This window comes from Streptomyces sp. SID8352, from assembly GCF_009862265.1.
In the GTDB taxonomy this organism is placed as follows: Bacteria; Actinomycetota; Actinomycetes; order Streptomycetales; family Streptomycetaceae; genus Streptomyces.
This window is the reverse complement of record NZ_WWGX01000108.1, coordinates 15,189-41,134: the sequence shown is the minus strand read 5'-3', so window position 1 is coordinate 41,134 and position 25,946 is coordinate 15,189. Positions and strand designations below refer to the sequence as shown.

25 protein-coding genes and 1 pseudogene are annotated in these 25,946 nt (G+C 75.8%); 8 read left to right on the top strand and 18 right to left on the bottom strand.

Translation table 11 applies throughout. The annotated features are described in order from the left end of the window. Window positions 1-69: 69 nt before the first annotated feature. From GTY84_RS31655 to GTY84_RS31620, 7 genes are all read right to left on the bottom strand, one after another. Complete coding sequence (locus GTY84_RS31655) at window positions 70-1,356, bottom strand: phosphatase PAP2 family protein (protein ID WP_345943595.1); 1,287 nt, start codon at window positions 1,354-1,356, stop codon at window positions 70-72. A gap of 190 nt (window positions 1,357-1,546) precedes the next feature. Beyond that, window positions 1,547-3,787, bottom strand: a complete 2,241-nt coding sequence (locus GTY84_RS31650) for an AAA family ATPase (RefSeq protein ID WP_237532878.1) — start codon at window positions 3,785-3,787, stop codon at window positions 1,547-1,549. A gap of 41 nt (window positions 3,788-3,828) precedes the next feature. Next, complete coding sequence (locus GTY84_RS31640; protein WP_161229865.1) at window positions 3,829-4,455, bottom strand: TetR/AcrR family transcriptional regulator; 627 nt, start codon at window positions 4,453-4,455, stop codon at window positions 3,829-3,831. A 294-nt stretch (window positions 4,456-4,749) separates the two neighbouring features. Further along, window positions 4,750-5,637 carry a winged helix-turn-helix domain-containing protein gene (locus GTY84_RS31635; protein ID WP_345943594.1) on the bottom strand — a complete coding sequence of 296 codons (888 nt, stop codon included), beginning with the start codon at window positions 5,635-5,637 and terminating at the stop codon, window positions 4,750-4,752. 427 nt (window positions 5,638-6,064) lie between these two features. Beyond that, window positions 6,065-7,318: a GNAT family N-acetyltransferase gene (locus tag GTY84_RS31630; RefSeq protein WP_161229864.1), complete on the bottom strand. Its 1,254-nt coding sequence runs from the start codon at window positions 7,316-7,318 to the stop codon at window positions 6,065-6,067. A gap of 141 nt (window positions 7,319-7,459) precedes the next feature. Further along, window positions 7,460-8,452 (bottom strand): asparaginase, encoded by a 993-nt coding sequence (locus GTY84_RS31625; protein ID WP_161229863.1) that lies wholly within the window; start codon window positions 8,450-8,452, stop codon window positions 7,460-7,462. Between the two features lie 89 nt (window positions 8,453-8,541). Further along, a complete protein-coding gene (locus GTY84_RS31620) occupies window positions 8,542-9,156 on the bottom strand; it encodes an aerial mycelium formation protein (protein ID WP_161229862.1) in 615 nt (204 codons plus the stop codon). A gap of 169 nt (window positions 9,157-9,325) precedes the next feature. Between GTY84_RS31620 and dtd the strand changes: the two genes are divergently transcribed. Beyond that, window positions 9,326-9,751, top strand: coding sequence for a D-aminoacyl-tRNA deacylase (gene dtd / locus GTY84_RS31615; RefSeq protein ID WP_161229861.1), 426 nt, complete (start codon window positions 9,326-9,328; stop codon window positions 9,749-9,751). Between the two features lie 213 nt (window positions 9,752-9,964). On the opposite strand, the gene GTY84_RS31610 is transcribed toward dtd, so the two are convergent. Together GTY84_RS31610 and GTY84_RS31605 are read right to left on the bottom strand one after the other, a co-directional pair. After that, complete coding sequence (locus GTY84_RS31610; RefSeq protein ID WP_161229860.1) at window positions 9,965-10,930, bottom strand: folate-binding protein YgfZ; 966 nt, start codon at window positions 10,928-10,930, stop codon at window positions 9,965-9,967. 9 nt (window positions 10,931-10,939) lie between these two features. Further along, on the bottom strand, window positions 10,940-11,380 hold the full coding sequence (locus GTY84_RS31605; RefSeq protein WP_161229859.1) for a Fur family transcriptional regulator: 441 nt from the start codon (window positions 11,378-11,380) through the stop codon (window positions 10,940-10,942). A gap of 143 nt (window positions 11,381-11,523) precedes the next feature. Between GTY84_RS31605 and GTY84_RS31600 the strand changes: the two genes are divergently transcribed. Beyond that, window positions 11,524-11,940, top strand: coding sequence for a hypothetical protein (locus GTY84_RS31600; protein WP_161229858.1), 417 nt, complete (start codon window positions 11,524-11,526; stop codon window positions 11,938-11,940). A gap of 25 nt (window positions 11,941-11,965) precedes the next feature. Here the strand turns inward: GTY84_RS31600 and GTY84_RS31595 are convergent, their stop codons facing one another. Beyond that, a complete protein-coding gene (locus GTY84_RS31595) occupies window positions 11,966-12,541 on the bottom strand; it encodes an FABP family protein (protein ID WP_161229857.1) in 576 nt (191 codons plus the stop codon). A 274-nt stretch (window positions 12,542-12,815) separates the two neighbouring features. On the opposite strand from GTY84_RS31595, the gene GTY84_RS31590 reads away from it, so the two are divergent. Next, window positions 12,816-13,178 carry a DsrE family protein gene (locus GTY84_RS31590; protein ID WP_161229856.1) on the top strand — a complete coding sequence of 121 codons (363 nt, stop codon included), beginning with the start codon at window positions 12,816-12,818 and terminating at the stop codon, window positions 13,176-13,178. Window positions 13,179-13,191: 13 nt separating this feature from the next. On the opposite strand, the gene GTY84_RS31585 is transcribed toward GTY84_RS31590, so the two are convergent. The 8 genes from GTY84_RS31585 to GTY84_RS31550 form a co-directional block, all read right to left on the bottom strand. Then, the gene (locus tag GTY84_RS31585) at window positions 13,192-13,929 is read right to left on the bottom strand and encodes a polysaccharide deacetylase family protein (protein ID WP_161229855.1); all 738 of its coding nucleotides are present in this window, start codon (window positions 13,927-13,929) and stop codon (window positions 13,192-13,194) included. A 223-nt stretch (window positions 13,930-14,152) separates the two neighbouring features. After that, a complete protein-coding gene (locus tag GTY84_RS31580) occupies window positions 14,153-14,416 on the bottom strand; it encodes a DUF3099 domain-containing protein (RefSeq protein WP_161229854.1) in 264 nt (87 codons plus the stop codon). A 98-nt stretch (window positions 14,417-14,514) separates the two neighbouring features. Further along, window positions 14,515-14,802: a DUF1416 domain-containing protein gene (locus tag GTY84_RS31575; RefSeq protein ID WP_010351646.1), complete on the bottom strand. Its 288-nt coding sequence runs from the start codon at window positions 14,800-14,802 to the stop codon at window positions 14,515-14,517. A 43-nt stretch (window positions 14,803-14,845) separates the two neighbouring features. Continuing rightward, the gene (locus GTY84_RS31570) at window positions 14,846-15,691 is read right to left on the bottom strand and encodes a sulfurtransferase (RefSeq protein ID WP_161229853.1); all 846 of its coding nucleotides are present in this window, start codon (window positions 15,689-15,691) and stop codon (window positions 14,846-14,848) included. A gap of 415 nt (window positions 15,692-16,106) precedes the next feature. Next, on the bottom strand, window positions 16,107-16,841 hold the full coding sequence (locus tag GTY84_RS31565) for a DUF2993 domain-containing protein (protein ID WP_161229852.1): 735 nt from the start codon (window positions 16,839-16,841) through the stop codon (window positions 16,107-16,109). A gap of 150 nt (window positions 16,842-16,991) precedes the next feature. Then, window positions 16,992-18,698 (bottom strand): hypothetical protein, encoded by a 1,707-nt coding sequence (locus GTY84_RS31560; protein WP_237532876.1) that lies wholly within the window; start codon window positions 18,696-18,698, stop codon window positions 16,992-16,994. A gap of 2 nt (window positions 18,699-18,700) precedes the next feature. Beyond that, window positions 18,701-18,955, bottom strand: a complete 255-nt coding sequence (locus tag GTY84_RS31555) for a MoaD/ThiS family protein (RefSeq protein ID WP_161229851.1) — start codon at window positions 18,953-18,955, stop codon at window positions 18,701-18,703. A 45-nt stretch (window positions 18,956-19,000) separates the two neighbouring features. Then, window positions 19,001-19,804, bottom strand: coding sequence for an alpha/beta fold hydrolase (locus GTY84_RS31550; RefSeq protein ID WP_345943593.1), 804 nt, complete (start codon window positions 19,802-19,804; stop codon window positions 19,001-19,003). Window positions 19,805-20,155: 351 nt separating this feature from the next. Here GTY84_RS31550 and GTY84_RS31545 point away from each other — a divergent pair. The 5 genes and pseudogenes from GTY84_RS31545 to GTY84_RS31525 form a co-directional block, all read left to right on the top strand. Next, a pseudogene (locus GTY84_RS31545) lies at window positions 20,156-20,875 on the top strand (response regulator transcription factor); the annotation flags it as partial. A 150-nt stretch (window positions 20,876-21,025) separates the two neighbouring features. Then, window positions 21,026-22,048 (top strand): LacI family DNA-binding transcriptional regulator, encoded by a 1,023-nt coding sequence (locus GTY84_RS31540; RefSeq protein ID WP_161229848.1) that lies wholly within the window; start codon window positions 21,026-21,028, stop codon window positions 22,046-22,048. Between the two features lie 329 nt (window positions 22,049-22,377). Then, complete coding sequence (locus GTY84_RS31535) at window positions 22,378-23,529, top strand: trypsin-like peptidase domain-containing protein (protein WP_161229847.1); 1,152 nt, start codon at window positions 22,378-22,380, stop codon at window positions 23,527-23,529. A gap of 109 nt (window positions 23,530-23,638) precedes the next feature. Next, window positions 23,639-24,373, top strand: a complete 735-nt coding sequence (locus GTY84_RS31530) for a response regulator transcription factor (protein ID WP_161229846.1) — start codon at window positions 23,639-23,641, stop codon at window positions 24,371-24,373. After that, the gene (locus GTY84_RS31525; RefSeq protein ID WP_161229845.1) at window positions 24,370-25,800 is read left to right on the top strand and encodes a HAMP domain-containing sensor histidine kinase; all 1,431 of its coding nucleotides are present in this window, start codon (window positions 24,370-24,372) and stop codon (window positions 25,798-25,800) included. The genes GTY84_RS31530 and GTY84_RS31525 overlap by 4 nt, the downstream gene beginning before the upstream one ends. Window positions 25,801-25,946 lie beyond the last annotated feature (146 nt).

Sequence of the window (25,946 nt, the reverse complement as noted above, 5' to 3'; positions counted from 1 at the left end):
GCGCCCGGACGGACCCGGCGAGCCGGCCCCGGCGGCGGCCCATGAGCCCGGCGCCCGGGTCGTGCGGCCCTACGCCGGTTCCGGCTGGGGCCGGGGCGTGGGCGAGGGTGGCGGGGTGAGGGAGGACGGGGGCGGGGGCGTGCTCCACCGGCGGGTGGTGCGCGCGTAGGCGTGGATCACGGTGCCCATCGCCAGGATGAGGAGGGGGCCGGAGAGCCAGGGGTGGGCGGCCATCTGCATCGGCAGGTAGCGGTACGCGAGCAGGAGCGCGGCGAAGACCCCGGCACCGTGCGCGACGAACCACACGCCCGGGCGGTCCCAGCCCCGGTCGAAGGCGCGCAGCGCACCCTCGATGGTCAGCGCGAACACCACACCGGCGACCAGGTCGACGCCGTAGTGGTAGCCGAAGCCCAGGGTCGCGGTGAGGGTGGCGACGAGCCAGAAGGTGGCCGCCCAGCGCAGTGGCCTGGGGGCCGTGCGGGCGTGCAGGAAGATCACGGTGGCCCAGGCGGTGTGCAGGCTCGGCATGCAGTTGCGCGGGGTCACCCCGTCGTACGGCATCGCGTACGGGGTGGCGACGGGCGGCAGGGTGTCGGGCCAGAGGGTGGCCAGCGCCCATTCCGCGCCGCCGGTGCCGTAGGCGCCCGTGCCGTAGGCGTAGATCGGGCCGACCACCGGGAAGATCATGTAGATCGCGGGTCCGACCAGGCCGATGACCAGGAAGGTGCGGACCAGGTGGTGACGGGGGAAGCGCCGTTCGGCGGCCACCTTGCGCAGTTGGTAGAAGGCGACGACGACCGCGGCGACCGCGAGCTTGACGTAGACGAAGTCGAGTACGTGGAAGCCGACGGAGCCGCTGGCCTCGACGAGCCGGCCGAACAGCCAGGACGGGTTGCCCAGGGCGTGGTCCGCCATGGCCACGTACTGGTCCAGCACCATGGGGCGGGTCCGGGAGGTGATGATCAGCCAGGTGTCACCGGTCTTGCGGCCGGCCACCAGCAGCAGGCCCAGGCCGACGCCCTTGAGCAGCAGGGCCCGTTCCGCTCCGGTGCGCCGGGTCAGGGCGACGACGGCGCATCCGAGGATCACCCACAGCGCGCCGTTGCCGTAGTTCATCTCGGCGCCCAGCGGCCAGCGCACCAGGGCGAAGACCACGTCGATGCCGACCGCGGCACCGGCGGCGAGCAGCCGCTGCCGCCAGGTGAGCACCACCATCATCAGTGCCATGCTGGCGTAGAGCAGCGGCCCCGAGTCGGGGGCGAGGACCACCTCGCGCGCCTGGTTGGTGATCGGCCCCGGCAGCCCGTAGCGGCGGGCGGCGATCTCCAGTGCGACGAGGAAGCCGAGGGTCACCACCGCGGCCGCGGTCCACAGCAGGGCCCGTGGCCGTCGCCACGCCGCGCGGACACGTCCGAGGCCGACTCGCGAGGGGTGCCGCGTTGTACGGGATATACCAGGTGTCAATTTATGGCCGGTGTCGAGAGGGGGGCAGGGCAGCGAAAGTCCGATGATGCTACCGGAGGGGGGTTTCGCCCCCGGCCCCGCCTCAGAACGGCAGGGGCCGCGCGTGCACCACGTCCAGCCGGGACACGGCCCGGGTCAGCACCACGTACAGCCGCCGCAGCCCCCGTTCGCCGCCGGCGTCCTCCTCCGCCACGGCCGCCGGTTCGACCGCCACCACGTGGTCGTACTCCAGCCCCTTGACGGCCCCGGCCGGGACCACCGCCACCCGCCCCCCGGAATCCCCGGGCCCGCCCGCCGCGATCCCGGCCGCCGCCAGGGCCCGCCGCAGCCCCGGCACCGCCTCCCCGGCGGCGACGACCCCGACCGAGCCCTCCCGCGCCAGCGCCCCGCGCACCGCGCCCACCACCACCTCGGCCACCTCGCCGGGCGCCGCCTGCCGCAGCGTCAGCTCCCCGTCGCCGCGCAGCGACCGGGCCGGGGGCACGTCCACGCCGAGCCGCGCCAGCAGCCGGTTGGTGAGGGCGACCACCTCCCTCGGCACCCGGTAGCCCGTGGTCAGCGGCACCACCTCCGCGCCGGGCCGGTCCAGGTGCGCGAGCACCGTCCGCCACGAGCGCGCGGCCCACGGCGTGGTCCCCTGCGCCAGGTCGCCCAGGACGGTGAGCGACCCGAAGACCGCCCGGCGGGCGACGGCCCGGCACTCCATCGGGGAGAGGTCCTGCGCCTCGTCGACGACGATGTGGCCGTACCCCTCCGGGCGGTCCAGCAGCCCGGCCGCCTCGTCCAGCAGCACCAGATCGGCCGCCGACCACCGCGCCGTCCGCCAGGTGCGCCGAGCCCCGCCCGGCCGCAGCAGCGCCGTCCGCTCGCCCTCGTCCAGCAGCCCCCCGGCGGCCCGCTCCAGCACCCCGGCGTCCCCGAGCAGCCCCGCGACGACCTCCTCCGGCCGGGTCCGGGGCCATACGGCGTCGAGGCACCCGGCGACCGGACGGGACCGGCCGACCCGGCGCGCCCAGCCGTCGGAGCGCGGCCCGGTGCGCCGTTCGGCCAGGTCCCGCAGACGGCGCACCAGCCGGGCGCGCACCCGCTCCCGGCCGACCCCGTACGGCGGGCGCTCCGCCAGGACACCGGCCACGATCGCCGCGGTCTCCTCCTCCGGGACCCGCCAGCGGTACGAGCCGTCCGGTACGACGAGGGGCCCGGCCGCCCCCGGGTCCACCCGCGCGTACAGGGCGCGGCGCAGCACCCGGGCCATCCGCGGGTCGTGCTTGAGGGCGGCGGTCCCCTCGGCGTCCACGGCGGTGACCGGGTGCCGGGCGATCTCCTCGGCGAGGGTCGACTGCCGCACGCCGCTCTCCCCGAGGGCGGGCAGCACCTCGGCGATGTAGGAGAGGAAGGCGCGGTGCGGGCCGAGGACGAGCAGGCCGCCCCGGGTGATCCGCTGGGGGTGGGTGTAGAGCAGGTAGGCGGCGCGGTGCAGCCCGACGGCGGTCTTCCCGGTGCCTGGAGCGCCCTGGACGCAGACGGTGTCGGCGGGGTCGGCGCGGACCAGGTCGTCCTGTTCGGGGCGGATGGTGGCGGCGATGTCCCGCATGGGTCCGACGCGGGGCCGCTCGATCTCGCGGACCACCAGGGTGCCGGGGCCGGACTCGCCCCGCCCGAGGTGCTCGTCCTCCAGGCCGGTGAGGTCGGACGGCTCCCCCCGGGCACCGGGCGCCCAGCCGAAGCGGCGGCGCACGGCGACGCCCTGCGGGGCGCGGACGGTGGCCTGGTAGAAGGCGCGGGCGACCGGGGCGCGCCAGTCGACGACGAGGGGCGGGGCGGCCGGGTCCTCGGTGATCCGCAGCCGGCCCAGGTGGTAGCTCTGCCCGGCGTGCCCGGGGTGCCCGTCCCGCCCGGCGGATTCCGCGCGCCCCTCCCGGCCGTCCCGACCGGCGGGCCCGGCGCCAAGGGCCGGGTCACCCGCCGCGCCATGCACCCCCGTGCCCGGCGCGCCCGGCACCCCCGCACCCGCCGTCGCCCTGTCTTCCCCTCCCCCCGCGCCGCCCCCCGCTCCACCCACCGCGCCGCCCCCGTCGGCGCCCGCGAAGTCCAGGCGGCCGAAGAACAGCGGCCCCTCGGGGAGGTCGCCCAGCGCCCGGGCCCGGGTCCGCAGCCGGCGGCCGAGCACCTCGGCGTCGGCCCCGGAGGCGGACACGTCCTCGCCGGTGACGACGTGGTCGTGGGCGCCGTCGGCCATGGCGGCGAAGGCGGCGCGACAGCGCTCGTGGTGGGCGCGTTCGGCGTCGAGGGCACGGCGGAGGGCGGGGTCGGGTGAGGTCATTCCAGGGAGCGTAGCGGAAAGGCATTACTGAGTAATGTTTTTTACCGCATCTCATCAACGGCGGTCAGGCCGGGCAGCCCGGCGGCCAGCGCCCCGAAGGCCCGCCCGGTGGCGGCCACCGCGTCCTCCCGGACGTCCCCGGCACGCTCCCCGGCCGCGATCCGCCGCCAGTTCTCCAGGGCGAGCACCCGCCGTACGGCGACGATCTGGGCCGCCGCCAGCCGGGCGTCCAGACCGCCGCCGAGGGCCTCGGCCAACGCGTCCTCGGAGCGCTCCTGGAAGGCGTGGAGGCGGGCGGTGAGGGCGGGGGTGCCGTAGAGGAGGGCGTGGAAGGCGAGGACGTCGGGGTGGTCGTTGAGGCCGGTCACCGGGTCGAAGCGGTCCAGTCCGGCGAGAACGTGGCGGCGCAGCGCGTCGAGCGGCTCCGCCGGGTCCTCCCGGACGACCCGCGCCTCCTCGCCCTCGTGGTCCGCGACACGGTGCAGGACGAGGTCCTCCTTCGCCGGGAAGTACCGGAACAGCGTCGGCTTCGACACCTCGGCCGCGGCGGCGACCTCCGCGACGGAGACCGCGTCGAACCCCTTCTCCACGAAGAGCCCGATGGCCACGTCCGACAGCGTCCGCACCGTCCGCCGCCGCTTGCGCTCCCGCAACCCGATCTCCGTCACGCCCCGACCCTAAGGGCTGTCCCGGCGCCGGGCCTCCGTCCGCCCGGCGACCCGCGCGGGCGCTCCCGCCGCCCGCGGGACCCGGACCCCGTACGGCCGGCACACGGGACCCGGACCCCGGCACGGCGGACACACGGGCCGACGCACGGCCCACGGGCGCCGCACCCCCGCCCGGAACCGCGCCGCACCCGGCCGCGCGCCGGGCCGGACGGCACCGCGCGCACCCCCACCACGTCCACCACGCGCACCCCCACCGCGCCCGCCGCGCCCGGCAGCCGCCCGGCCGCCGCCCGGCTACGAGAGCGGCAGGTCCGTGGTGACGGTGTCCCAGAGGCCGTCGAACCACTTCTGCGTCTCCGCCACGAACGCCGCGTCGCGCCGCCCGCCGCCCTTCGCGAAGGAGAACATCAGCGTCCGGGGCCCGAGGGCGTCGTACGTCTCCCGGGTCCGGCCCTCCCACTCCTCCTCGCGCCGGGCGATCAGGTAGTGGCCGAACAGCACCTCCTCGCCGTTGAGCAGGTACGCCTTGCTGACGGGGGTGAAGGGCAGCGCGCGGAAGGCGACGCTCACCTCGATGCCGTGGACGGAGCGGACGGTGCGCAGATGGTGCCGGAGCACCCGGGCCTGGGCGTCGCGGGTGCGCAGCCAGCGCGCGTGCACGGGGTCGTCGCCGCCCCCGTCCCCGGCCGGCACGGGGAAGGCCAGGGCGGTGTCGTGGGCGGGCAGCAGCACCCGGAAGAGGATGGACTCCGGGCGGACCAACCCCTCGTGGACCATCCGGAGCGGCTGGCCGAGCGCCAGCGTCAGGGTCTCGGCGGTGTGGCACACGACGTCCACCCGCACGCGCGGCGCCGCGAAGGCCGCCGCCAGCCGGGGGCCGAGCACCGCCGTGGCGGGCCGGGGCTCGTCGCCCGGCGGGCCGGGCTCCGCGATCCGCGGCGGGCTGCCCTTGCTGACGTTGGTCAGCAGGCCGTCCTCCTGGAGCAGCCGCAGCGCCTGGCGCACCGCGCCCCGGTCGACGCCGAACTCCTCGGCCAGCTCCGCCTGGGTGGGCATCCGCCGCCCCGGGGGAAGGGCACCCGACCTGATGCGGGCGCGCAGTTCGTCGGCCACCTCGCGGGGTGTCCGGCGGGGTGTCCGCGCCCTCTTCCGCACCTCGGCGGAAGCGTGTTCCGGCTCCACGTCCGAACAGTACAACTTCACGCCATCTCTGGACAGTTCACGTGAAGATGGTTAGGAGTTGCCTTCAACTGGAGATAACGACAAGTAAGTTGGTCGCCAACCCGGTAACGCGGCGGTTTCCGCGTCCCGTTGGCCCGCAGAGCGGCCGACCGGCCGGGCTTCCCCCTCCGGAGGGGAGCCGGGAGCCCGACCGGTCGGTGGAACACCCTGCGCGAGGCCCGGTCCGCGTGGACCGCGGAAGTGCCCCCGCAGGCGGAGGACACCCCCCGGGGCCGGTCCGGCGATGCCCGTCCGCCTCACGACGCCTCGCGCGAACCCTCGCCGCGCCCGCCCCGGGTGCGCCCGGTGCGCGGGCCCGGGGCTCCGGGAGCGCGCCCGACGCCTCGCGGCCGCGCCACGGGCGACGAGGGAGTTCTCCGGGAAGGTCCTAGAACATGTCCGGGCACCACGGCCGCCGGGGCGCCCGCAGCAGGGTGTCGGCCAGACCGACCGCGCCCGTCCGCTCCTCGCGCACCCGGCCCAGCGCCGCCAGCCGCACCGCCGACTCGTCGCCCAGCCACAGCGAGGCCAGCGCCGGCGCGTCCAGCACCAGATCCGGGCTCGCGGTGGTCGCCGCGCAGGACGCCCCGCCGTCACCGGCCTCCAGCCGCCACCGGCCGGCGGCCGGACCGTCCGGGTCCACGACCTCCAGCACCAGCGATCCCGCGCCCCCGTACGTCCGCGCCTCCAGCGCCCGTACGACGTCCAGGACGCGCACCCACAGCCAGTCCGTCTGCGAGGTGAGGCGCGCGGCGCGCGGGTCGGGCAGGAAGTGCGGGAGCAGGTCGTCGGGGGCCAGATGGCCGGACTTCACCGTGGTGACCCAGTCGAGGGAGCACAGGAACCGCCACAGGGCGCGCTCGGCCGCCGGGGTCACGGCCGCCAGCCAGCTCACCGTCGCCGTGCACTCGGGCTGCTTGGCCTCGCCCCAGTGGTCGTCGCACCGGTAGGCGGCCATGCCCTCGACCTCGCCCTCCGGCGAGCGGTACACCACGTGGTGGGGCTCCGTCCACGGCTGGCCGACCATGTCCAGGAGGCCGGTGCGCCCCAGCCACCACTGCTCGGTGCGGCTGACCGCGCCCGGCCGGGCCCGGCGCAGCCGCTCGTGCAGCCCGGGGCCGAGCGCGCGGACCTCCGCGCCGTCCACGAAGTCGACGCGGCCCCCGTCGTCGACGGCCGGGCGGCCGCGGTCCAGCCCGGTGCGCGGCACGTCGATCGTCCACTCGGCCGCGGAGGTGGCCGGGCCGAAGCCGTAGCGGCCGTAGATCGGGTACTCGGCCGCGATCAGCGTGGCGACGACGTCCCCGCGCTCCCGCGCCGCCGCGAGGTCGTGCGCCATCATCCGGGAGAGCAGGCCCCGGCGGCGGTGGGTCGCGCTGACCGTCACGTTGGAGACCGCGTCGGCGGGGACCGGGGCACCGCCCACGGCGGTGACCTCCTGGTCGAACGACCGGTACGTCGCCACGCAGCGCTCGCCGTCGAAGGCGCCGAGCAGCCTGCCGGGCACGAAGAGGCCGCGCCGCGCCTCCAGCACCTCGGGGCTCACCGCGGGGGAGCGCTGGAAGCCCACGCTCATGGCGCGGCTCCAGTCGGGAAGCTCGTCCTCCCTGATCGGGCGTACGTCGATGTCGGGGTATGTCATGGCCTCACCGTAGGCGGCGCCCCCGCTCCGCGTCTCGCGGGTTTTCCCTGCCTCCGCCCCGGCGCGGCAGGGGTTTCCCGGCCGCCCCGGCGCCGCCGGGAGGCGCCGCCCCCGACGGCGCCCGGCGGTCTCCGGCGCGGGTCAGAAGGCCGCGCGGACCTCGCCGACCTCCCGGCCGCCGCCGAGCAGCGGCGCGCGGCCGACGCGCCCGACGACCGGCGAGGTGACGCCGAGGAGGGCCAGGCCGCGGGCCAGCACCGGGCCCAGGGCCCGTCCGGAACCGTCCTCGATCTTGAAGGCCAGCGCCCGGCCGTCCGGCAGCGCCACCGCCTGCACGGCCTCGGCGCCCATCTTGGACAGGGCGCCCGGCACCTCCCGCATCAGCCAGGTGTCGGGGCGGCGGGTGCCCGCCACGTACTCGGGGTGGGCGCGCATCGCGTCGGCGACCCGGCGCCCGGCCGTGCCCGGCTCGGCGCGGACGAAGGAGCGGAAGGCGCGGGCCAGCCCGGTCAGGCCGATCGCCATGAGCGGCGCCCCGCACCCGTCGGTGCCGACGGCGGCGACCGGCTCGCCCGCGGCCTCCTCCACCACCTCGTGGATCAGCTGCTGGAGCGGGTGGTCCGCGTCGAGGTACGTCTCCAGCGGCCACCCCCGCAGGGCGCAGACGGCGAGCATGGCGGTGTGCTTGCCGGAGCAGTTCATGGTGATCCGGTCGGGGCCCTCGCCCGACGCCAGCCGCAGGTCCCGCTCCTCGGGGTCCAGTGGCAGGTCGGGCGGGCACCGGAGGAGCTCCGGGTCCAGCCCGTACGCGTCGAGCATGGCGCGGACGGCCTCGAGGTGGAACGGTTCCCCCGAGTGGCTCGCGGCGGCCAGCGCCAGCCGCTCGCCCGCCAGGTCGAGCCCGGCCCGCAGCACGCCCGCCGCCTGCATCGGCTTGTTGGCCGAGCGGGGGAAGACGGGCGACGTCACGTCCCCGAGGGCCAGTTCGACGGCCCCGTCGGCGTCCAGGACGACCAGAGCGCCCCGGTGCCGCCCCTCCACGAAGCCGGAGCGCACGACCTCCGCGAGGACGGGCGGGGCGGGCAGGGCGGAGGACGGCTGGGGGGAGGGGGACGGCTGTGGGGACGCGGGCATCGGCGGTGGCCTTCCGGACGGAGGGTGACCCGCGCGGTGACGGCCCGGGATCGCCGGGCCCCCGGGCGGCCCGCACAGCCGCCCCGGCGTCACACGAGCAGGTCGTCGACTTGGGCTTCCCCCTCACGGTACCGGCGGGCGATCTCCGCGCCGCACTCGTCCGCCGTGCGCTGGAGCCGGCGGCGGCGGCGGGAGACCTGCTGCTCGTGGCGGACCAGGCGGCCCATGCCGGCGGTCAGCTCGACATCGGTGCGGGCCGACAGGTCGGAGAGCGCCACCTCGCCGAGCATCTCCGCGGCCAGCCGCCGGCACTCCTCGGTCCGCGGCGGGCCCAGCGTCACGTGGCGGGCGGAGGAGCGGTGCCGGGCCGGGGTGTCGGTGAGGATCTCCGACAGCCGCTCGACGACCGGCCCCACCGCCGCGGTGGTCGCCACGGAGGCCGGGCCGCGCCGCGCCAGTTCCGCGCGCAGGATGTCGATCCGGCCGTGCAGCAGCCGCCGCACATAGCTGAGGTCGGTCTCCCGGCCCCGGGCGTCCCGGCGCAGCGCGCGCAGCTCGGGCAGGCTCAGCGCCGCCAGGTCGTGCTCCGGATGCCCGGCGGCCAGCTCCGGGCTGTCCGTGCGCTGCACGGGCGGCCGGAGCGCCTCCAGGCCGCAGGTCGACGCGGCAGTCCTGGGCGGCTGCCCCGTACTCGGTGTGCTCATGTCCCTCAACCGTCCCTCGACCGGCGTCTGGGAGCATCGTGCCATCCCAAGTGGCCGCTATGTGACCGAGTGCCCCCGAACGGCCCCAGATGGGGGGTTAGGTAGCGAAAAGAAACCCCGTACGGGGTCGCCCGGAGCCGGCCCGGACCGGCCCGGCATCATGGGCTCCATGCGAGCTGTGGTGCAGAGGGTGGACGGCGCGAGCGTCGTCGTGGACGGCGGGACGATCGGCGCGATCGACGGCGAGGGGCTCTGCGTCCTGGTCGGCGTCACCCACGGCGACACGGCACAGGACGCGGCGCGGCTGGCCCGCAAGCTCTGGTCGCTGCGGATCCTGCGGGACGAGCGGTCCTGCTCGGACACCGGCGCCCCGCTCCTGGTGATCAGCCAGTTCACCCTGTACGGGGACGCCCGCAAGGGCCGCCGCCCCACCTGGAGCGCCGCCGCGCCGGGCGAGGTCGCGGAGCCGCTGGTCGACGAGGTCGTGGCCCGGCTGCGGGAGCTGGGGGCGACGGTGGCGACGGGCCGGTTCGGCGCCTCGATGCGGGTGTCGCTGACGAACGACGGCCCGTTCACGGTGCTGGTCGAGGTCTGAGGACCCGCGCCGCCGGACGGCCGGGCCCCGCCGGAGCCGCGGAGGCGTCCGCCGGGGCGGAGACGGCAGCCGGAGCCGCGGAGGCGCCCGCGGGTGCGGAGACGGCAGCCGGAGCCGCGAGGGCGCCCACCGGGGCGGAGGCGCCCGCGGGTGCGGAAGCGGCCCGCCCTCCCCGCCGGTGCGGGGACGACGGGCCGCCCGGACGCTGCCGGGTCAGGGCTCGACGACGGTCTCCTGCGCCGCCGCCGTCTCCTCGGCGACCAGCCGCGCGTCCACCGGAACGTTCCGCTTGATCAGGGCGAGGGCGACCGGACCCAGCTCGTGGTGGCGCGCGGAGGTGGTGACGAAGCCGATCCTGCGCCCGTCGGGGCCGTCGTCCGCGAGCCGGACGGGGGACCCTGCCGGGGGCAGGTGCACCTCGCTGCCGTCCAGGTGCAGGAAGACCAGTCGGCGCGGCGGCCGGCCGAGGTTGTGCACCCGGGCGACGGTCTCCTGGCCCCGGTAGCAGCCCTTCTGCAGATGGACGGCGGTGCCGATCCAGCCCAGCTCGTGCGGGATGGTCCGGTGGTCGGTCTCGAAGCCGAGGCGGGGCCGGTGCTGCTCCACGCGCAGCGCCTCGTGGGCGAGGATCCCGGCGGGCGGGCCGGCCTGGGCGGCGAACGCCTCCAGCCCGTCGCGCGGCAGGAACAGGTCGCGCCCGTACGGCGTCTCGCGGACGACGGCGGAGGCGGGCGCCGCGGTGATGGAACCGGCCGGGAGGTGCACCACGGCGAGGTCGGCGGTGCGGTCCGCGACCTCGACGCGGTAGAAGAACTTCATCGACTCCAGATAGGCGATGAGCGTCTCCCGGGTGCCCGGCTCCACATGGGCCCAGGTGGTCGTCCCGTCGTCGACGAGGTACAGGGCGTGCTCGATGTGGCCGTTGGCGGAGAGGACCAGCGCCTCGGTGGCCCGGCCGGGCGGCAGGTCGCTGACGTGCTGGGTGAGCAGCAGGTGCAGCCAGCTCAGCCGGTCGTCACCGGTCACGGCGACCACACCGCGGTGCGAGAGGTCGACGAATCCGGTGCCCTCGGCGAGGGCGCGCTGCTCGCGGAACAGGTCGCCGTAGTGGGCGGCGACGCCTTCGTCCACGCCCTCGGCGGGGACGGCGCCGGGCAGGGACAGCAGGGGGCTCTTCATGCCCCCAGACTACGACCCGGCGGCCGGGGCCTTCGCGGCGGAACAGTCGGCGCAGCGGCCGAAGATGGCGAAGTGCTTCATGTCGGTGTCGAAGCCGAACCGCTCGCGCAGCTCTGCGGTGAAGCCGGCCGCGACCGACAGGTCGGCCTCGATGACCTGGGCGCAGTCCCGGCAGACCAGGTGGATGTGGTGGTGCCGGTCGGCCAGGTGGTAGGTGGGCGACCCGTGCCCGAGATGGGCGTGCGAGACGAGGCCCAGCTCCTCCAGCAGCTCCAGCGTGCGGTAGACGGTGGAGATGTTGATCCCCGAGGCGGTCCTGCGCACCTCGACGAGGATGTCGTCGGGGGTCGCGTGCTCCAGGGTGTCCACGGCTTCGAGCACCAGTTGCCGCTGAGGCGTCAGCCGGTAGCCGCGCTGTCTGAGGTCGCTCTTCCAGTCGGTGCTCACCACGCCCCCGAGTCTACGGGCTGTTCCGCGCTTCCCGGCGGGCCCGGACGGCCCGGACCTCCCCGGCCCCGCCGGAGCGGTGCGGCCCGGCCCGGGTGGCCGGAGGCGCCCCGCCGCGGGATCCGGGCCGCGGCTACAGTGCCGCTGTGACCGAGCCCTCCGCCGAACGCCCCCTCGACGCCCCGCGGCCCGCCGCCCCGCCGGACGGGGTGCCCGGCCGGGTGCGCCTGCCCGGCGGCCGGGAGGCCGCCCTGCTGCCGGAGCCGGACGGCACGGTGCCCGCGCCGGTGGCGGCCCGGCTGCGCCGGGCGGCCGGGCGGTGCGCCGAGCTGGAGCGCCGGGCCGCCGAGGCGGTCGTCCGGGAGTTCGGGGAGGGGGCGCCGACCGAAGCGGAGCTGGCCGAGGCGCGGGCGGACCTGCTGCTGGACACCATCGAGGCCGACGGCGACGGGGTGGTCCTGCATCTGTCCGACACCTGCGGCGCCCACTTCCCGGACGGCTACTGGCCGGCCGTCCGGTTCGACGACGCGCACGAGGTGGTGCGGGTGACCGTCGAGGCGTGAGCGCGCGCGGGGCGGCCGCCCGCGGCTACTTGAAGAAGGCGATGCCGTCGTCCGGCATGTCGTCGGGCAGGGCCCTGGCCCAGCGCTCGACGTCCTCCGGGGTGACGACCTTCTTCAGGTGCGCCGACATGTAGGGGCGCAGCTCGACCTCGGGGGTCTGCTTCTCGCCGACCCACATCAGGTCGCTCTTGACGTAGCCGTACAGCCGCTTGCCGCCGGTGTAGGGACGGGAGGCGGCGGTGCGGGCCACGGCGTCCGTCACCAGGTCGATCTGCGGCTTCTGGTCGGCCAGCTCGCCGTACCAGATCTCGATGACGCCGTCGTCGCGGGTCATCGTCACCTCGACCCGGCGCTGCGCGTCGACGCGCCAGAAGCCGTGCTCGGACTCCAGCGGGCGGACCTTCTCGCCGTCCTGGTCGAGCACCCAGGTGTGGGAGGCGTACTCCAGGAAGTCCCGGCCGTCGTGGGTGAAGGAGACCTCCTGCCCGAAGTTGCACTTCTCGGCGCCCGGGAAGTCGTGCACGCCGGCACCCGCCCAGTTCCCGAGGAGGAAGACGAGCGGGACGAGGTCCTTGTGGAGGTCGGACGGGATCTCGATCATGAGAGGAACTTCCTGGCGTGGGGGGTCAGCGCTGGCCCTGGTACAGCTTCTTCACGGTCAGTCCGGCGAAGGCGAGAACGCCCACGCAGACCAGGACCAGCAGGGTTTCGAAGAAGATCTCCACGGGTGCTCCTCGGTTGAGCGGGTGCGGTACGGGCGGTGCGTGCGCCGCGCGCGCGGGGCCGGGCACCAGCTTACGCGGCCGGGCCCGGCGGCACGGGGCGAGGTCGGCCCTCGCGGCCGACGGGCGGGGGGCGCGCCGTACGATGCGGCCATGGCGAAGAAGCTCGTGATCAAGGTGACGGCGGGTGCCGACGCGCCCGAACGGTGCTCGCAGGCGTTCACGGTGGCCGCGGTGGCCGTGGCCAGCGGTGTCGAGGTGTCGCTCTGGCTGACCGGCGAGTCCGCCTGGTTCGCGGTGCCGGGCCGGGCCGCCGGGTTCGAGCTGCCGCACTCCGCGCCGCTGCCGGAGCTGCTGGACGCGGTTCTGGCGGGCGGGCGGCTGACCCTGTGCACCCAGTGCGCGGCCCGCCGCGGGATCACCGAGCAGGACGTCATCGAGGGCGTGCGGATCGCGGGCGCCCAGGTGTTCGTGCAGGAGTCGCTCTCCGACGGCACCCAGGCGCTCGTCTACTGACGCCGCGCCGCGCTCAGGAGGCGCCCCGGGTGTAGTCGCGCAGCCGGGCCGGGGACAGTCCGGCCGCGTCCGCCGCGGCGAGCACCCGCCGGAGGTCGCCCTCCAGCTGCGGGCCCATGTGGAGCAGCACGATGTCCCCGGCGCTCAGCGCGGGCACCGGGGGCGACCAGGCGCCCCAGGTGGTCAGGTCGTGGGTCCAGGTGATCACGGTCCGGGCGCCGCAGGCGGTCGCGGCGGTCCGGGTGGCGTCGTTGTAGTAGGGCCACTGGTAGGTCTGGCCGCCCGCCGGGCGGAAGAGCTGCGGGCTGTCGCCGAAGGCCGCGAGCTGGCGGTCGCGGGCCCCGCAGATCTCCCCGCGCTGCTCGGCCTCGGTGAGCGTGGTCATGTCGCGGTGGGTGACGGTGTGGTTCTCCACCCGGGCGGGGCTGTGGGCGAGCAGGGTGCGGTAGTAGTCCCGGTCGCGCTCGTAGGCGTCCGGCAGCAGGAACAGGGAGGCGGGGATCCGCCGCTCGATGAGCAGCCGCTGGGCGCCGGCGGCGTCCTCGGTGCCCCATCCGTCGTCGATGGTGATGAAGAGCACCGGGTCGCCGGTGGCGACGCGGGTGAGGACGGGCGCGGGGGCGGGCCAGGCGGCCGTCGCGGCGGCCGGGGCGGGGGCCGCGGCGGCACCGTCTGCCTGGGCGGGGGCGGCGAGCCCGGCGGCCAGGAGCAGCGGCGCGAGGGCGGTGAGCGTTCTGCGGATTCTCGGCATGCGCCATGATTGGTTTAGACCATACGGACGGTCAAGACTCCGGTACGAAGCGGAATCACCGCCTCCTCCGTCGTGTCACCGGCCACCCCCTCCACTGCCGCCCCACGGGTGCCGCGCCCCGCGCCGGGACCTCGCTCCCGGCCGGCCGCGCGCCCGGTCCCGCGCCGCTTCCCCCGCGCGCGGTTCCGGGCCGGTGCGCGGGGCGGGTGCCGTGACGGGGCGGTCAGCGGCGGGGCCGCTTCTTGCCGTCCAGTTCGTCCCACCACTCGTCCGACTCGGCGTCGCCCGAGGGGTCGTCCCACCAGCGGTCCTCCGGACCCCGACGGTTGGCCACGATCGCGGCGACCGGCGGGATGAGCATGGCGAACAGGCACATGCCCACGGCCGCCGGGACCGACCACATCCGGACCACCGCCCAGGCCAGGACGAACAGCACGATGCAGACGCCCATCATGGCGAAGTAGACGTGCCGACGCCGTGCGTACATACGTCCAGGGTAGATCCGGAGACGTCCGCGGACAGCCCAGAGGGCCGCGCCCCGGGTGTCCAACCCGTGGGGCGCGGCCCTCTGGCATCCGGATGCCGTCAGACGGCGATCGCGACCTCCGCCAGTCCGCCCTGCTGGGCGACGACCGTGCGGTCGGCGGTGGCACCCGGGACGAGCGCGCGGACGGTCCAGGTGCCCTCGGCCGCGTAGAAGCGGAACTGTCCGGTCGCGGAGGTGGGCACCTCCGCCGTGAACTCTCCGGTCGAGTCCAGCAGACGGACGTAGCCCGTCACCGGCTCGCCGTCGCGGGTCACCTGTCCCTGGATGGTGGTCTCACCGGGCTTGATCGTCGAGGCGTCGGGGCCGCCGGCCTTCGCTCCGCACATGTCGTACTCCTGATCGGGTGTAGAAAGAGGTCGGTCGGGTCGGTTACTTGGCCGGGCCCAGCTCGATCGGCACGCCGACCAGGGAGCCGTACTCGGTCCACGAACCGTCGTAGTTCTTGACGTTCTCCACGCCGAGCAGCTCGTGCAGGACGAACCAGGTCAGGGCGGAACGCTCACCGATGCGGCACAGGGCGATGGTGTCCTTCGCCAGGTCGACCTGCTCGTCCTCGTAGAGGGCCTTCAGCTCCTCGTCGGACTTGAAGGTGCCGTCGTCGTTGGCGTTCTTCGACCACGGGATGTTGCGGGAGGACGGCACGTGGCCGGGGCGCTGCGACTGCTCCTGCGGCAGGTGGGCCGGGGCGAGCAGCTTGCCGGAGAACTCGTCGGGCGACCGCACGTCGACGATGTTCAGGGAGCCGATGGCGGCGACCACGTCGTCGCGGTAGGCGCGGATCGAGGCGTCCTGCGGCTTGGCCTTGTACTCGGTGGCGGCGCGGGCGGGGACGTCGTCGCCGGCGACCAGCTCGCGGGCGTCCAGCTCCCACTTCTTGCGGCCGCCGTCGAGCAGCTTGACGCTGTCGTGGCCGTACAGCTTGAAGTACCAGTAGGCGTAGGAGGCGAACCAGTTGTTGTTGCCGCCGTAGAGGACGACCGTGTGGTCGTTGCCGATGCCCTTGGCGGACAGCAGCTTCTCGAAGCCCTCCTGGTCCACGAAGTCGCGGCGGACCGGGTCCTGGAGGTCCTTCGTCCAGTCGATGCGAATGGCGTTCTTGATGTGGTTCTTCTCGTACGCGGACGTGTCCTCGTCCACCTCGACGATGGCGATGGTGGGGTCGTCCAGGTGGTCCTGCAGCCAGTCGGCGTCGACCAGAACGTCGCTGCGGCTCATGCTTTATCCTCCGGGGCAGGTGCGGCGGGGCGTGCGGTGCGAGGGTGCGCGCGGCCGGCGGGGGCCGGGCACGCGGGCGCCCCGGACCGGGGCGCGGTGAGGGAACACGGACGGCTGCGTCGCCGTCCGCTCAGAAGGCGCGACAGAGCATGGCGGCAACGCGGCACAGGTCCACTGCCCGCCGCTTCGTGAGATCCGCCTGTCGCTTCATGGCACCGATCGTAAGGACGAAAAGCGGGCGATGTCACCGACGTGTCGCATAGTGAGACGACATCGTCCGCGATGCGGGATGCGGTCAGGGCGCGGCGGGCGCCGGGAGCGGCGCGGGCGGGACCGCGGGAGAAGCCTTCTGCGGTACGGACGGCGACGTCTCGCCCCTCGGACGCGGAGGGTCCGGAACGGCTGCCCGGCGCCGCTACCCGGCGAGGCGGATGTCCGCGCCCCGCACCGTGATCTCGACCCCGTCCCCGGCCGCCTCGACCTTGTCCAGCCGTACGCCGCCCGGGAGTTCGTCGATGGTCTGCCGGAAGTCGGTGATGTCCCGGATGCGGGACCCCACGAGGTCGGCCACCAGCTTCGGCAGCGCGTCGGCGTGCACCCGGACCTGGTTGTCCTCGACCGTCAGGGTGCTCAGCACGCTGACGGTCGAGGAGTGGACGGGTGTGGTGATCGCGACCGACACCTTGACCTTCCCGTGACCGCCGTCCGCCAGGCCGACGACCTCGGCGGTGACGCCCGGGAGCACCTTGGCGGGCCCGGACCCGGTGGCCTTCAGCAGTTCGTCGTAGGGGACGGTCGCGGTGCCGGTGGCGCTGCGCGCGGTGGCGCCGCCGCCGTCCTCCGCGACGCGGACGCCCCGGGCGCGGGCCCGCAGCCCCTCGATCCGGATGCGCTCGCCGCCGCCGGTGGAGGCCTCGTAGCCGCCGATGCCGATCTCCACGTCGTCCACCTCCCCGCGGGCCCACTGGGTGAGGAAGGGGAAGCCCTTGATCGAGACGTCCGGCGTCGAGGACAGGTTCTCCGAGGCGCGCAGCCGGTCCGCCACCACCCCCTCCGCGACGTGCGCGGCGACGCGGTCCACGACGACCAGGAGCACACCGAGGACCACGACGGCGATCAGCAGTGCGCGCGGTGCTCGCTTCCGGGACATCAGGCCCTTCCCCCCCACGGCGGCGGTCACGACGACCGGCGGCCGTCCCACGCGAGCGTAGTGCCGCGCCGGACGGCCGCCGGGATTTTGTCGATCACCTGTGACAGGCACCGCCGCCGGGCGGCACGGTCGGCCGGGGCGGGCGGCCGGCTACCCCAGGACCCGCCCGAGGACGTGGACCGCCGGGGCCGCCGCCGCCAGCGGCAGCGCCACGCCCGCCGTGAAGTGCACGAACCGGGACGGGTAGTCGTAGGCCGCCGCCCGGTGGCCCGCCAGCGCGCACACCGCCGCGCCCGCGCCGAGCAGCGCCCCGGCCGGGCCGGACATGGTCAGGGAGCCCACCGCCCCGCCCGCCACCGCCGCGGCGATCAGCGCGCCCACCGCCGACACCGCCGCGGGCACCGGCAGGGCGCGGACCACGAGGGCCACCGCCACCGCCACCGCGCCGACCGTCACCGCTTCGTGGTCCGCCGCCAGATAGCCGCCGGCCACGACGGCCAGGGCCGTCGCGGCCACGGTCGCCATCAGGCCGTACATCCGCTCGTCGGGATCGGCGTGCGAGCGCAGTTGCAGCACCAGGGAGAGCAGCACCCACACCCCTAGGGTGCCGATCAGGGCGGCGGGCGAGCGGTCGGACGCCAGCATCGCCGCGTCGGCCGCCAGCGCGCCCGCGAAGCCCAGCGCGATGCCCTGCCGGGCGGGCCACATGCCGTTCAGCCGGAACCACCCGGCGGCGGTGAGCCCCTGGAGCGCGACCAGCGGCACCAGCAGCGCGTACGTCCCGACCGCCGCCGCGCCCGCCAGCAGCAGGCCGAGCACCGCGGTGAGCAGGGCGGGCTGCATCCCCGGATCGATGATCGGCGACCGCCCCTCGGCCCGCGCCCGCTGGGCGTCGGTGACCCGCGCGTTCCCGGCGAGGGTGGCGGGACCGTACTCGGGACCGTCGGCGGGACCCTCGGCGGGACCGGCCTCGGGGACGGCACCGGGGATGGGACCGGAGGCCGCGTGGGGCTGGGGGGTCGCATGGGACTGGGACTCGGCGTACGGCTGGGACTGCGGCACGGCGTGCCGCGGCTGTTCCGCGTACGGCTGGGCGTACGGCTCCGGCTGGGGCTGGGCGTACGGCTGGGGCTGCGCCTGCCCGTGGGACTGGGCCTGGGGCGCGGGCATCGCCTGCCCGTGGGACTGCGGATGGGCCTCCCCGTACGGCTGGGCCTGTGCCTCCCCGTACGGCTGGGCCCGGTGCTTCCCGGGGGACCGGCCCGCGTGGACGCCGGTGCCGTGGGACGGGTCCGCGGGCGGCTGCGGCCGGGCGCCGTGGTCCGTGGCGTACGGCTGGGCGTACGACTGCGGATCGGCCGCGTACGACTGCGAGGGCGGCTGCGGGGCTCCGTACGGCTGCGGCTGGGCCTCGGGCGTCCCGTACGGCTGCGGCTGCGGCTCGGGGGTCCCGTACGCCTGCGGCTCGGGGGTCCCGGGCGTCCCGTACGGCTGCGCCTGGGACTCGGGGGTCCCGTACGGCTGCGGTGGCTGGGACCCGTGGGACCGCGGGTCGGCGGCGTACGGCGCGGGGCGCGCCGCGTGCGGCCCGTGCGGGTGCGGCTGCCGCGCCGCGTACGGGTCGGGCGGGTACCCCTGCCCGTCGGGGTGCGCCTGCGGCGGCTGCGGGAGCAGGGAGGTCTCCTCGGCGGGGGACGCCGGGACGGGCGGCTGGAGGCCGGTCTCCCAGGTCTGCCCCTGCCACTGCTGGGTGTGCCGGCCCGTGTCGGAGTCCTCGTACGGCCGGTGGCCCGGCCAGGCCCCGGCGTCGTACCCCTGCTGCGGGTGGTGCTGCTGCCCGTACGGCTGGTCGCTCATCCTCACCCTCCCGCGAACGGGGGCAGCACCTCGACGGTGCATCCGTCGGTCAGCCGGACCGTCTCGTGCCCGCGGGTGCCGACCGGGTCGCCGTCGACGAGGAACGAGCAGCGCGACAGCACCCGCGACAGCTCGCCGGGGTGCCGCTCGCGCGCCGCGGCCAGCGCGGCGGCGAGCGTGTCCGCCTCGTGGGGCTCCTCGGCCACCCGGGCCGCGGCCTTCGCGGCGGCCCAGTAGCGCACCGTGACCTTTGCCATCTGGTTCCTCGATCGCAGGGAATCGCTTGCGGTGAACACCTCAGGCTAGCCCGCTTCGCGGGCCGCCCAGACGCCGATCCGGCCCAGCAGGTCCGCCCCGGCGGCGTGTTCGGCGTGGCCCATGCCGGGCTCCACCCACAGCTCGGCGTGACCGCCGGACGCCTCGGCCAGCATCCGGGGGTGGTCGAGCGGGAAGTAGGGGTCCCGGTCGCCGTGCACCACCAGCAGCGGCGTCGGGGCGATCCGCGCCGCGGCCTGCGCCGGGGGCAGCGGCACCGGGTCCCACTCGCGACGCTGGATGCGGGTGCCGAAGCCGTAGCGCCCCACCAGACGGCCGGACGGGCGCATCACCAGCCAGTGCAGCCGCCGCATCGGCGCCGTCCCCCGGTAGTACCAGCGGGCCGGGGCGCTGACCGCCACCACCGCGTCGGTGCGCGCGTGGACGTCGCCGCCGTACAGCGCGGCGTGCCGCAGCACCACCGAGCCGCCCATGGAGAAGCCGACGGTGGCCACCCCCGGATGGCCGAGCGAGCGGGCCCAGGCAACGGCCGCCGCGAGGTCCAGCACCTCCCGGTCGCCGACCGTCGAGTGGCCGCCGGAGCGGCCGTGTCCCCGGAAGGAGAAGGTGACCACCGCGCAGGACCGGGCGAGGGCCGCCGCGACCCGGCGCACATGCGGCCCGTCGGCGCCGCCGGTGAAGCCGTGGGCGACGACGATGACGGGGGCGGGGGCGGCGCCGCGCGCCGGGGCGGGGCGGAGGGCCGGTTCACCCTCCCGGGCCAGGGCGGGGGCGGGCGGGCCCGGCGCGTACCGGGCGTCGATCGGCACCCCGTCGTCGGTGAGCAGCACGGCCCGCCGCGGCCCGGCCGCGGGCCCTCCCGCCGGCTCCCCGGACGGTGCGCCCCGGGCCCCCGCGGGGGGTGTCCCGCCGCGCGGATCGGGGGTGGGAAGCGCCACACGGCCTGCCGGTCGGTTGCTCATATCGGCTATTCTGCTGTGAAGAGGACTCGGGCAGCGAAGCCCCCGGGTCCTTTCGTGCTTTCGGGAGCGTTCGGTTCCGAAGTCGCAGCGGCCCCGGGCGCCGGGACCGCACCGTACGAAGCAGTGCCGTAAACGTCCTCGCAGGACCGAGGAGGAACCAGACGTTATGGGCGAGCGAACCGTGCACGACTGCGGGACGGACCGGGCGGGTGGGCCGCGATGAGTTCCCTGCTCCTGCTGACCAACGCGCTCCAGCCGTCGGCGGAGGTCCTCCCCGCCCTCGGCCTGCTGCTCCACTCGGTGCGGGTGGCCCCCGCCGAGGTCGCCGCCCTGGTCGACACCCCCGGTGCCGACGTCGTCCTCGTCGACGGCCGGCGCGACCTCCCGCAGGTGCGCGGGCTGTGCCGGCTGCTGCGCTCCACCGGGCCCGGATGCCCGCTGCTCCTCGTCGTCACCGAGGGCGGCCTCGCCGCCGTCACCGCCGACTGGGGCGTCGACGACGTGCTCCTGGACACCGCGGGACCGGCCGAGGTCGAGGCCCGGCTGCGGCTGGCCCAGGGCCGCGCCCAGCTCACCGCCGACGAGCTGCCCGCCGAGATCCGTAGCGGCGACCTCTCCGTCGACGAGGCCACGTACTCCGCGAAGCTCAAGGGACGGGTGCTGGACCTGACCTTCAAGGAGTTCGAGCTGCTGAAGTACCTCGCCCAGCACCCGGGCCGGGTCTTCACCCGCGCCCAGCTCCTCCAGGAGGTCTGGGGCTACGACTACTTCGGCGGCACCCGCACCGTCGACGTCCACGTCCGGCGGCTGCGCGCCAAGCTCGGCCCCGAGCACGAGTCCCTGATCGGCACCGTCCGCAACGTCGGTTACCGCTTCGTCGTCCCGGAGAAGCCCGAGAAGGGCGAGACGACGGAGCGGACGGACCGGACCGACCGGTCCAGGAGGCCGGAAGGGGCCGGGCGGACGGGCCGGACCGGGGACTGACCGCGTCCGGCGCGCGGCCCGCCGGGCGGGCCCCCGCCGCGATGCGGATGACCGAGGGATGACACAGCCTGCCCCGCGGGGGTTCCATCCGCGTAGACTCCGCGCGTGGCCAAGGTGACTCGGGACGATGTGGCGCGGCTGGCGGGGACCTCGACCGCCGTCGTGAGCTACGTCATCAACAACGGACCCCGGCCGGTCGCCCCGGCCACGCGCGAGCGTGTCCTCGCCGCCATCAAGGAGCTGGGGTACCGGCCCGACCGGGTCGCCCAGGCGATGGCGTCGCGGCGCACCGACCTCATAGGGCTGATCGTCCCGGACGCGCGCCAGCCGTTCTTCGCGGAGATGGCGCACGCGGTCGAGTGGGCCGCCTCCGAGCGCGGCAAGATGGTGCTGGTCGGCAACTCCGACTACGTGGGCGAACGCGAGGTCCACTACCTGCGGGCCTTCCTCGGGATGCGGGTCAGCGGCCTGATCCTGGTCAGCCACGCGCTGAACGACATGGCCGCCGCCGAGATCGACGCCTGGGACGCCCGGGTGGTGCTGCTCCACGAGCGCCCCGAGGCCATCGACGACGTCGCCGTCGTCACCGACGACGTGGGCGGCGCCCAGGCCGCCGTGCGGCACCTGCTGGAGCACGGCTACGAATACGTCGCCTGCATGGGCGGCACCGCCGACACCCCCTCCGTCGGCGACCCGGTCTCCGACCACGTCGAGGGCTGGCGGCAGGCCATGAAGGAGGCCGGGCTGCCCACCGAGGACCGCCTCTTCGAGGCGCCGTACAACCGCTACGACGCCTACCGGGTGGCCCTGGAGATCCTCGCCGGGCCGCGGCGGCCCCCGGCCGTGTTCTGCTCCACCGACGACCAGGCCATCGGCCTGCTGCGCGCGGCCCGCGAGCTGCGCATCGACGTGCCGGGCGAGCTGGCGGTGGCGGGCTTCGACGACATCAAGGAGGCGGCGCTGGCCGATCCTCCGCTGACCACGGTCGCCTCCGACCGGTCCGCGATGGCGCGGGCCTCGGTGGACCTCGTCCTGGACGACGCCATCCGGGTCCAGGGGTCGCGCCGGGAGCGGCTGCGGGTGTTCCCGTCGCGGCTGGTCGTCCGCCGGTCCTGCGGCTGCGCGTAGCGCCGGGCACCCGCCGGGCGGGTGGCGACGGGCCCGCGGTGCGCCGCCCCGCGGCGGGCGGGGCCCTCGGACACGGAGGCCGCACGGACGCGGCGGAGCCGTGACGGGGCCGGGCGGTGGTGTGCGGTGGTGGGCGGTGGCCCTCCCGGACCCGGGCGGGCGGCCCGTGCCACGCCCTCGCCACGGCCCCCGTCGCCCCTTCCCGGCTCCGGGCGGGGAGCCCGTGTCCCCGCGCCCCCGGCGGCCCTCATTCCGGGCGAAGGAGGTTCTGCCGGGCTTCTCAGGCCGGGCTCAGGAAGCTCTCATGGACGCGCGGAAAGCTCATGAACATGACCGAGAGCCCCCGCCCCAGCGGCGAGTACGAGAACGCGCACCAGAGTCCCGCAACGGGCACCCAGCCGCACACCTCCGCTCCCGTGAACCCGGAGTGGCCTCCCCCGCCCGCCGAACCGCCCACCCGGGTGCTCGGCCCGGCCCCGTCCCACCCGGAGGCCCCGACCCGGCCCCAGCCCGCCCATCCGTCCCCCTACCCGTCCCCCTGTCCGTCGCCGGAGCCGGGGACCGCCACGGCCACGGAGCCCGCACCCGCGGCCGCGCCGCGGCCGAAGCGGACGGGCCGGCGCGGGCCGGGCACGCTCCTCGCGGCCGTGGCCATCGTCGCGGCGGCCATCGGCGGCGGCACCGCGTACGGCATCCAGGAACTCACCGGCGGCACCCCCGCCTCCGTCGCCCCCGCGGGCAGCACCACCGTGGTGCCCTCCAGCCAGAAGGGCACGGTGGCCGGGGTCGCCGCGGCCGTCGCGCCGAGCATCGTCGAGATCGGCGCCGCCTCGGCCTCGGGCTCCTCCACCGGCTCCGGTGTGATCATCACCGGCGACGGCGAGATCGTCACCAACAACCACGTCATCTCCGGCGCCTCCTCCATCAAGGTCACCACCCACGACGGCACCCGCTACACCGCCCGCGTCATCGGCACCGACAGCCGGAAGGACCTGGCGCTGATCAAGCTGGAGAACGCCTCCGGCCTCAAGGCCGCCACCCTCGGCGACTCCGACCGGCTCCAGGTCGGCCAGCAGGTGGTGGCGATCGGCTCCCCCGAGGGTCTCACCGGCACCGTGACCAGCGGTATCGTCTCCGCCCTCGGCCGGGACGTCACCGTCGCCGCCGACCCGGGCGGACAGCAGCGGCAACAGGGCGGCGGGGGCTGGCCCTTCGAGTTCGGCGGCCGGCAGTTCAACGGCGACACCGGCTCGTCCACCACCACGTACAAGGCGATCCAGACCGACGCCTCCCTCAACCCGGGCAACTCCGGCGGCGCCCTGATCGACATGAACGGCGCCATCATCGGCATCAACTCCGCGATGTACGCGCCGAGCGGGGCGTCCTCGGCCGCCTCGGGCAGCGTCGGCCTCGGCTTCGCCATCCCCGTCGGCACCGTCAAGGCCGACCTCGACGGCCTGCGGGCGGGCTCCCGGACCTGACGGGACCCGCCGCCCCGGGACCGCCCCGGCAGCCCCGGGCGTGCGACGCTGAGGGCGCTGCCGTCCCCCGTCCGCCCACCGCCCGCCAGGAAGCCGAGGAACCCCAGCCATGAGCACCGCCGAAGGCGACCGCGACACCCAGCGCATCCTGATCGTCGACGACGAGCCGGCGGTCCGCGAGGCCCTCCAGCGCAGCCTCGCCTTCGAGGGGTACGCCACCGAGGTCGCCGTCGACGGCGCCGACGCCCTGGAGAAGGCCGCGGCGTACCGGCCCGACCTCGTCGTCCTCGACATCCAGATGCCCCGGATGGACGGCCTGACCGCCGCCCGGCGCATCCGCGGCACCGGCGACACCACCCCCATCCTGATGCTGACCGCCCGCGACACGGTCGGGGACCGGGTCACCGGGCTGGACGCCGGCGCCGACGACTACCTCGTCAAGCCCTTCGAGCTGGACGAGCTGTTCGCCCGCATCCGCGCCCTGCTGCGGCGCAGCTCCTACACCGCGGCGCCCGGTACCGGAACCGGCCCCGACGACACCCTCCGCTTCGCCGACCTGGCCATGGACCCGGTGACGCGCGAGGTCACCCGGGGCGGGCGGCGGGTGGAGCTGACCCGCACCGAGTTCACCCTGCTGGAGATGTTCCTGGCCCACCCCCGCCAGGTCCTCACCCGCGAGCAGATCCTCAAGGCCGTCTGGGGCTTCGACTTCGAGCCCTCCTCCAACTCCCTCGACGTCTACGTCATGTACCTGCGCCGCAAGACCGAGGCCGGCGGCGAACCGCGCCTCGTGCACACCGTCCGGGGGGTCGGCTACGTCCTGCGGCAGGGCGGCGCGGAGTGACCGGCCCCGTCCGCCGCTTCCGCGCCCTGTCGCTGCGCTCCCGGCTCGCCCTGCTGGTGGCGGTGGCGGTGGCGCTCGCGGTCACGGCGGCGGCGGTGGCCTGCTGGTTCGTCGTCAAGAGCGTCCTGGTGAACTCGCTGGACGAGGCGCTGCGGGCCAACCGCATGGACGCCCGGCAGGTCGGCCAGTACCTCGACCTGCCCACCGGCCTGTGCGCCCACGAGCCGGTCACCCACGAGCAGAACCCGTTCGGCTCCTCCGTGCAGCTCGTCGACCGCAAGGGCGGGAGCTGTCTGATCATCGGCACCGAGGAGGTCCCGCTCACCGCGGCCGACCACGCCGTGGCCGAGGGCCGCACCACCGACGCGCTGCACGACGCCAAGGGCGCCGACGGCTCCCAGTACCGCGTCTTCACCTACACCGTGTCCGGGCTGCCGGGGGTGGCGGTCGCCGCCGCCCGGCCGCTGAGCGAGGTCAACAACTCCCTCAACCACCTGGCGCTGGTCCTCGTCTTCGTCGCCGGGGCCGGGGTGGTGGGCGCCGGGGCGGCCGGGCTGTGGGTGGCCCGCACCGGCCTGCGCCCGGTGGACGAGCTGACCCGGGCCGTGGAGCACGTGGCCCGCACGGAGGACCTCACCGTGCACATCCCCGTCGCCGAGGGCGGCGAGGACGAGATCGCCCGGCTCTCCCGCTCCTTCAACTCCATGACCTCGTCCCTCGCCAGCTCCCGGGAGCTCCAGAAGCAGCTCATCGCGGACGCCGGGCACGAACTGCGCACCCCGCTCACCTCCCTGCGCACCAACATCGAGCTGCTCTCGCGCAGCGAGGAGACCGGCCGCCCGATCCCGGAGGCCGACCGCCGGGCCCTGCTGGCGTCGGTCAAGGCGCAGATGACGGAGCTGGCCGCGCTCATCGGCGACCTCCAGGAGCTGTCCCGCCCGGACACCGCCCCGCACCCGGGCCGGACGCGGATCGTCGCCTGGCACGAGATCGTCGAGGCGGCCCTGCGCCGCGCCCGGCTGCGCGGCCCCGAGCTGACCATCACGGCGGACGTCCGGCCCTGGTACGTCCGGGCCGAACCGGCAGCCCTGGAGCGCGCGGTGGTCAACATCCTGGACAACGCGGTGAAGTTCAGCCCCCGGGGCGGCATCGTCGACGTACGGCTGGCCGACGGCGTCCTCACCGTCCGCGACCACGGGCCGGGCATCGACGCCGAGGAACTCCCGCACGTCTTCGACCGCTTCTGGCGCTCCCCGTCCGCCCGCGCGCTGCCGGGCTCCGGCCTGGGCCTGTCCATCGTGGCCCGCACGGTGCAGCGGGCGGGCGGCGAGGTCACCCTGGCCCGTGCCGTGGACGGCACCCCTGGCACGGTGGCGACGGTCCGGCTGCCGGGGGCGCCGGTGCCGCCGCCGGACGGGGGGCGGTAGGAAACGGGACCGGACTCACGGGCGACGGTGGCGCCGACGCCGGGGGCCGGGACGCGGGGCCAGGACGCCGGGGCCGCGACGGGCGGCGGGGTCGGGACCGGGACGGGCGGCGGGACCGGGACGGACGCCGACGCCGGGGCCGGGAC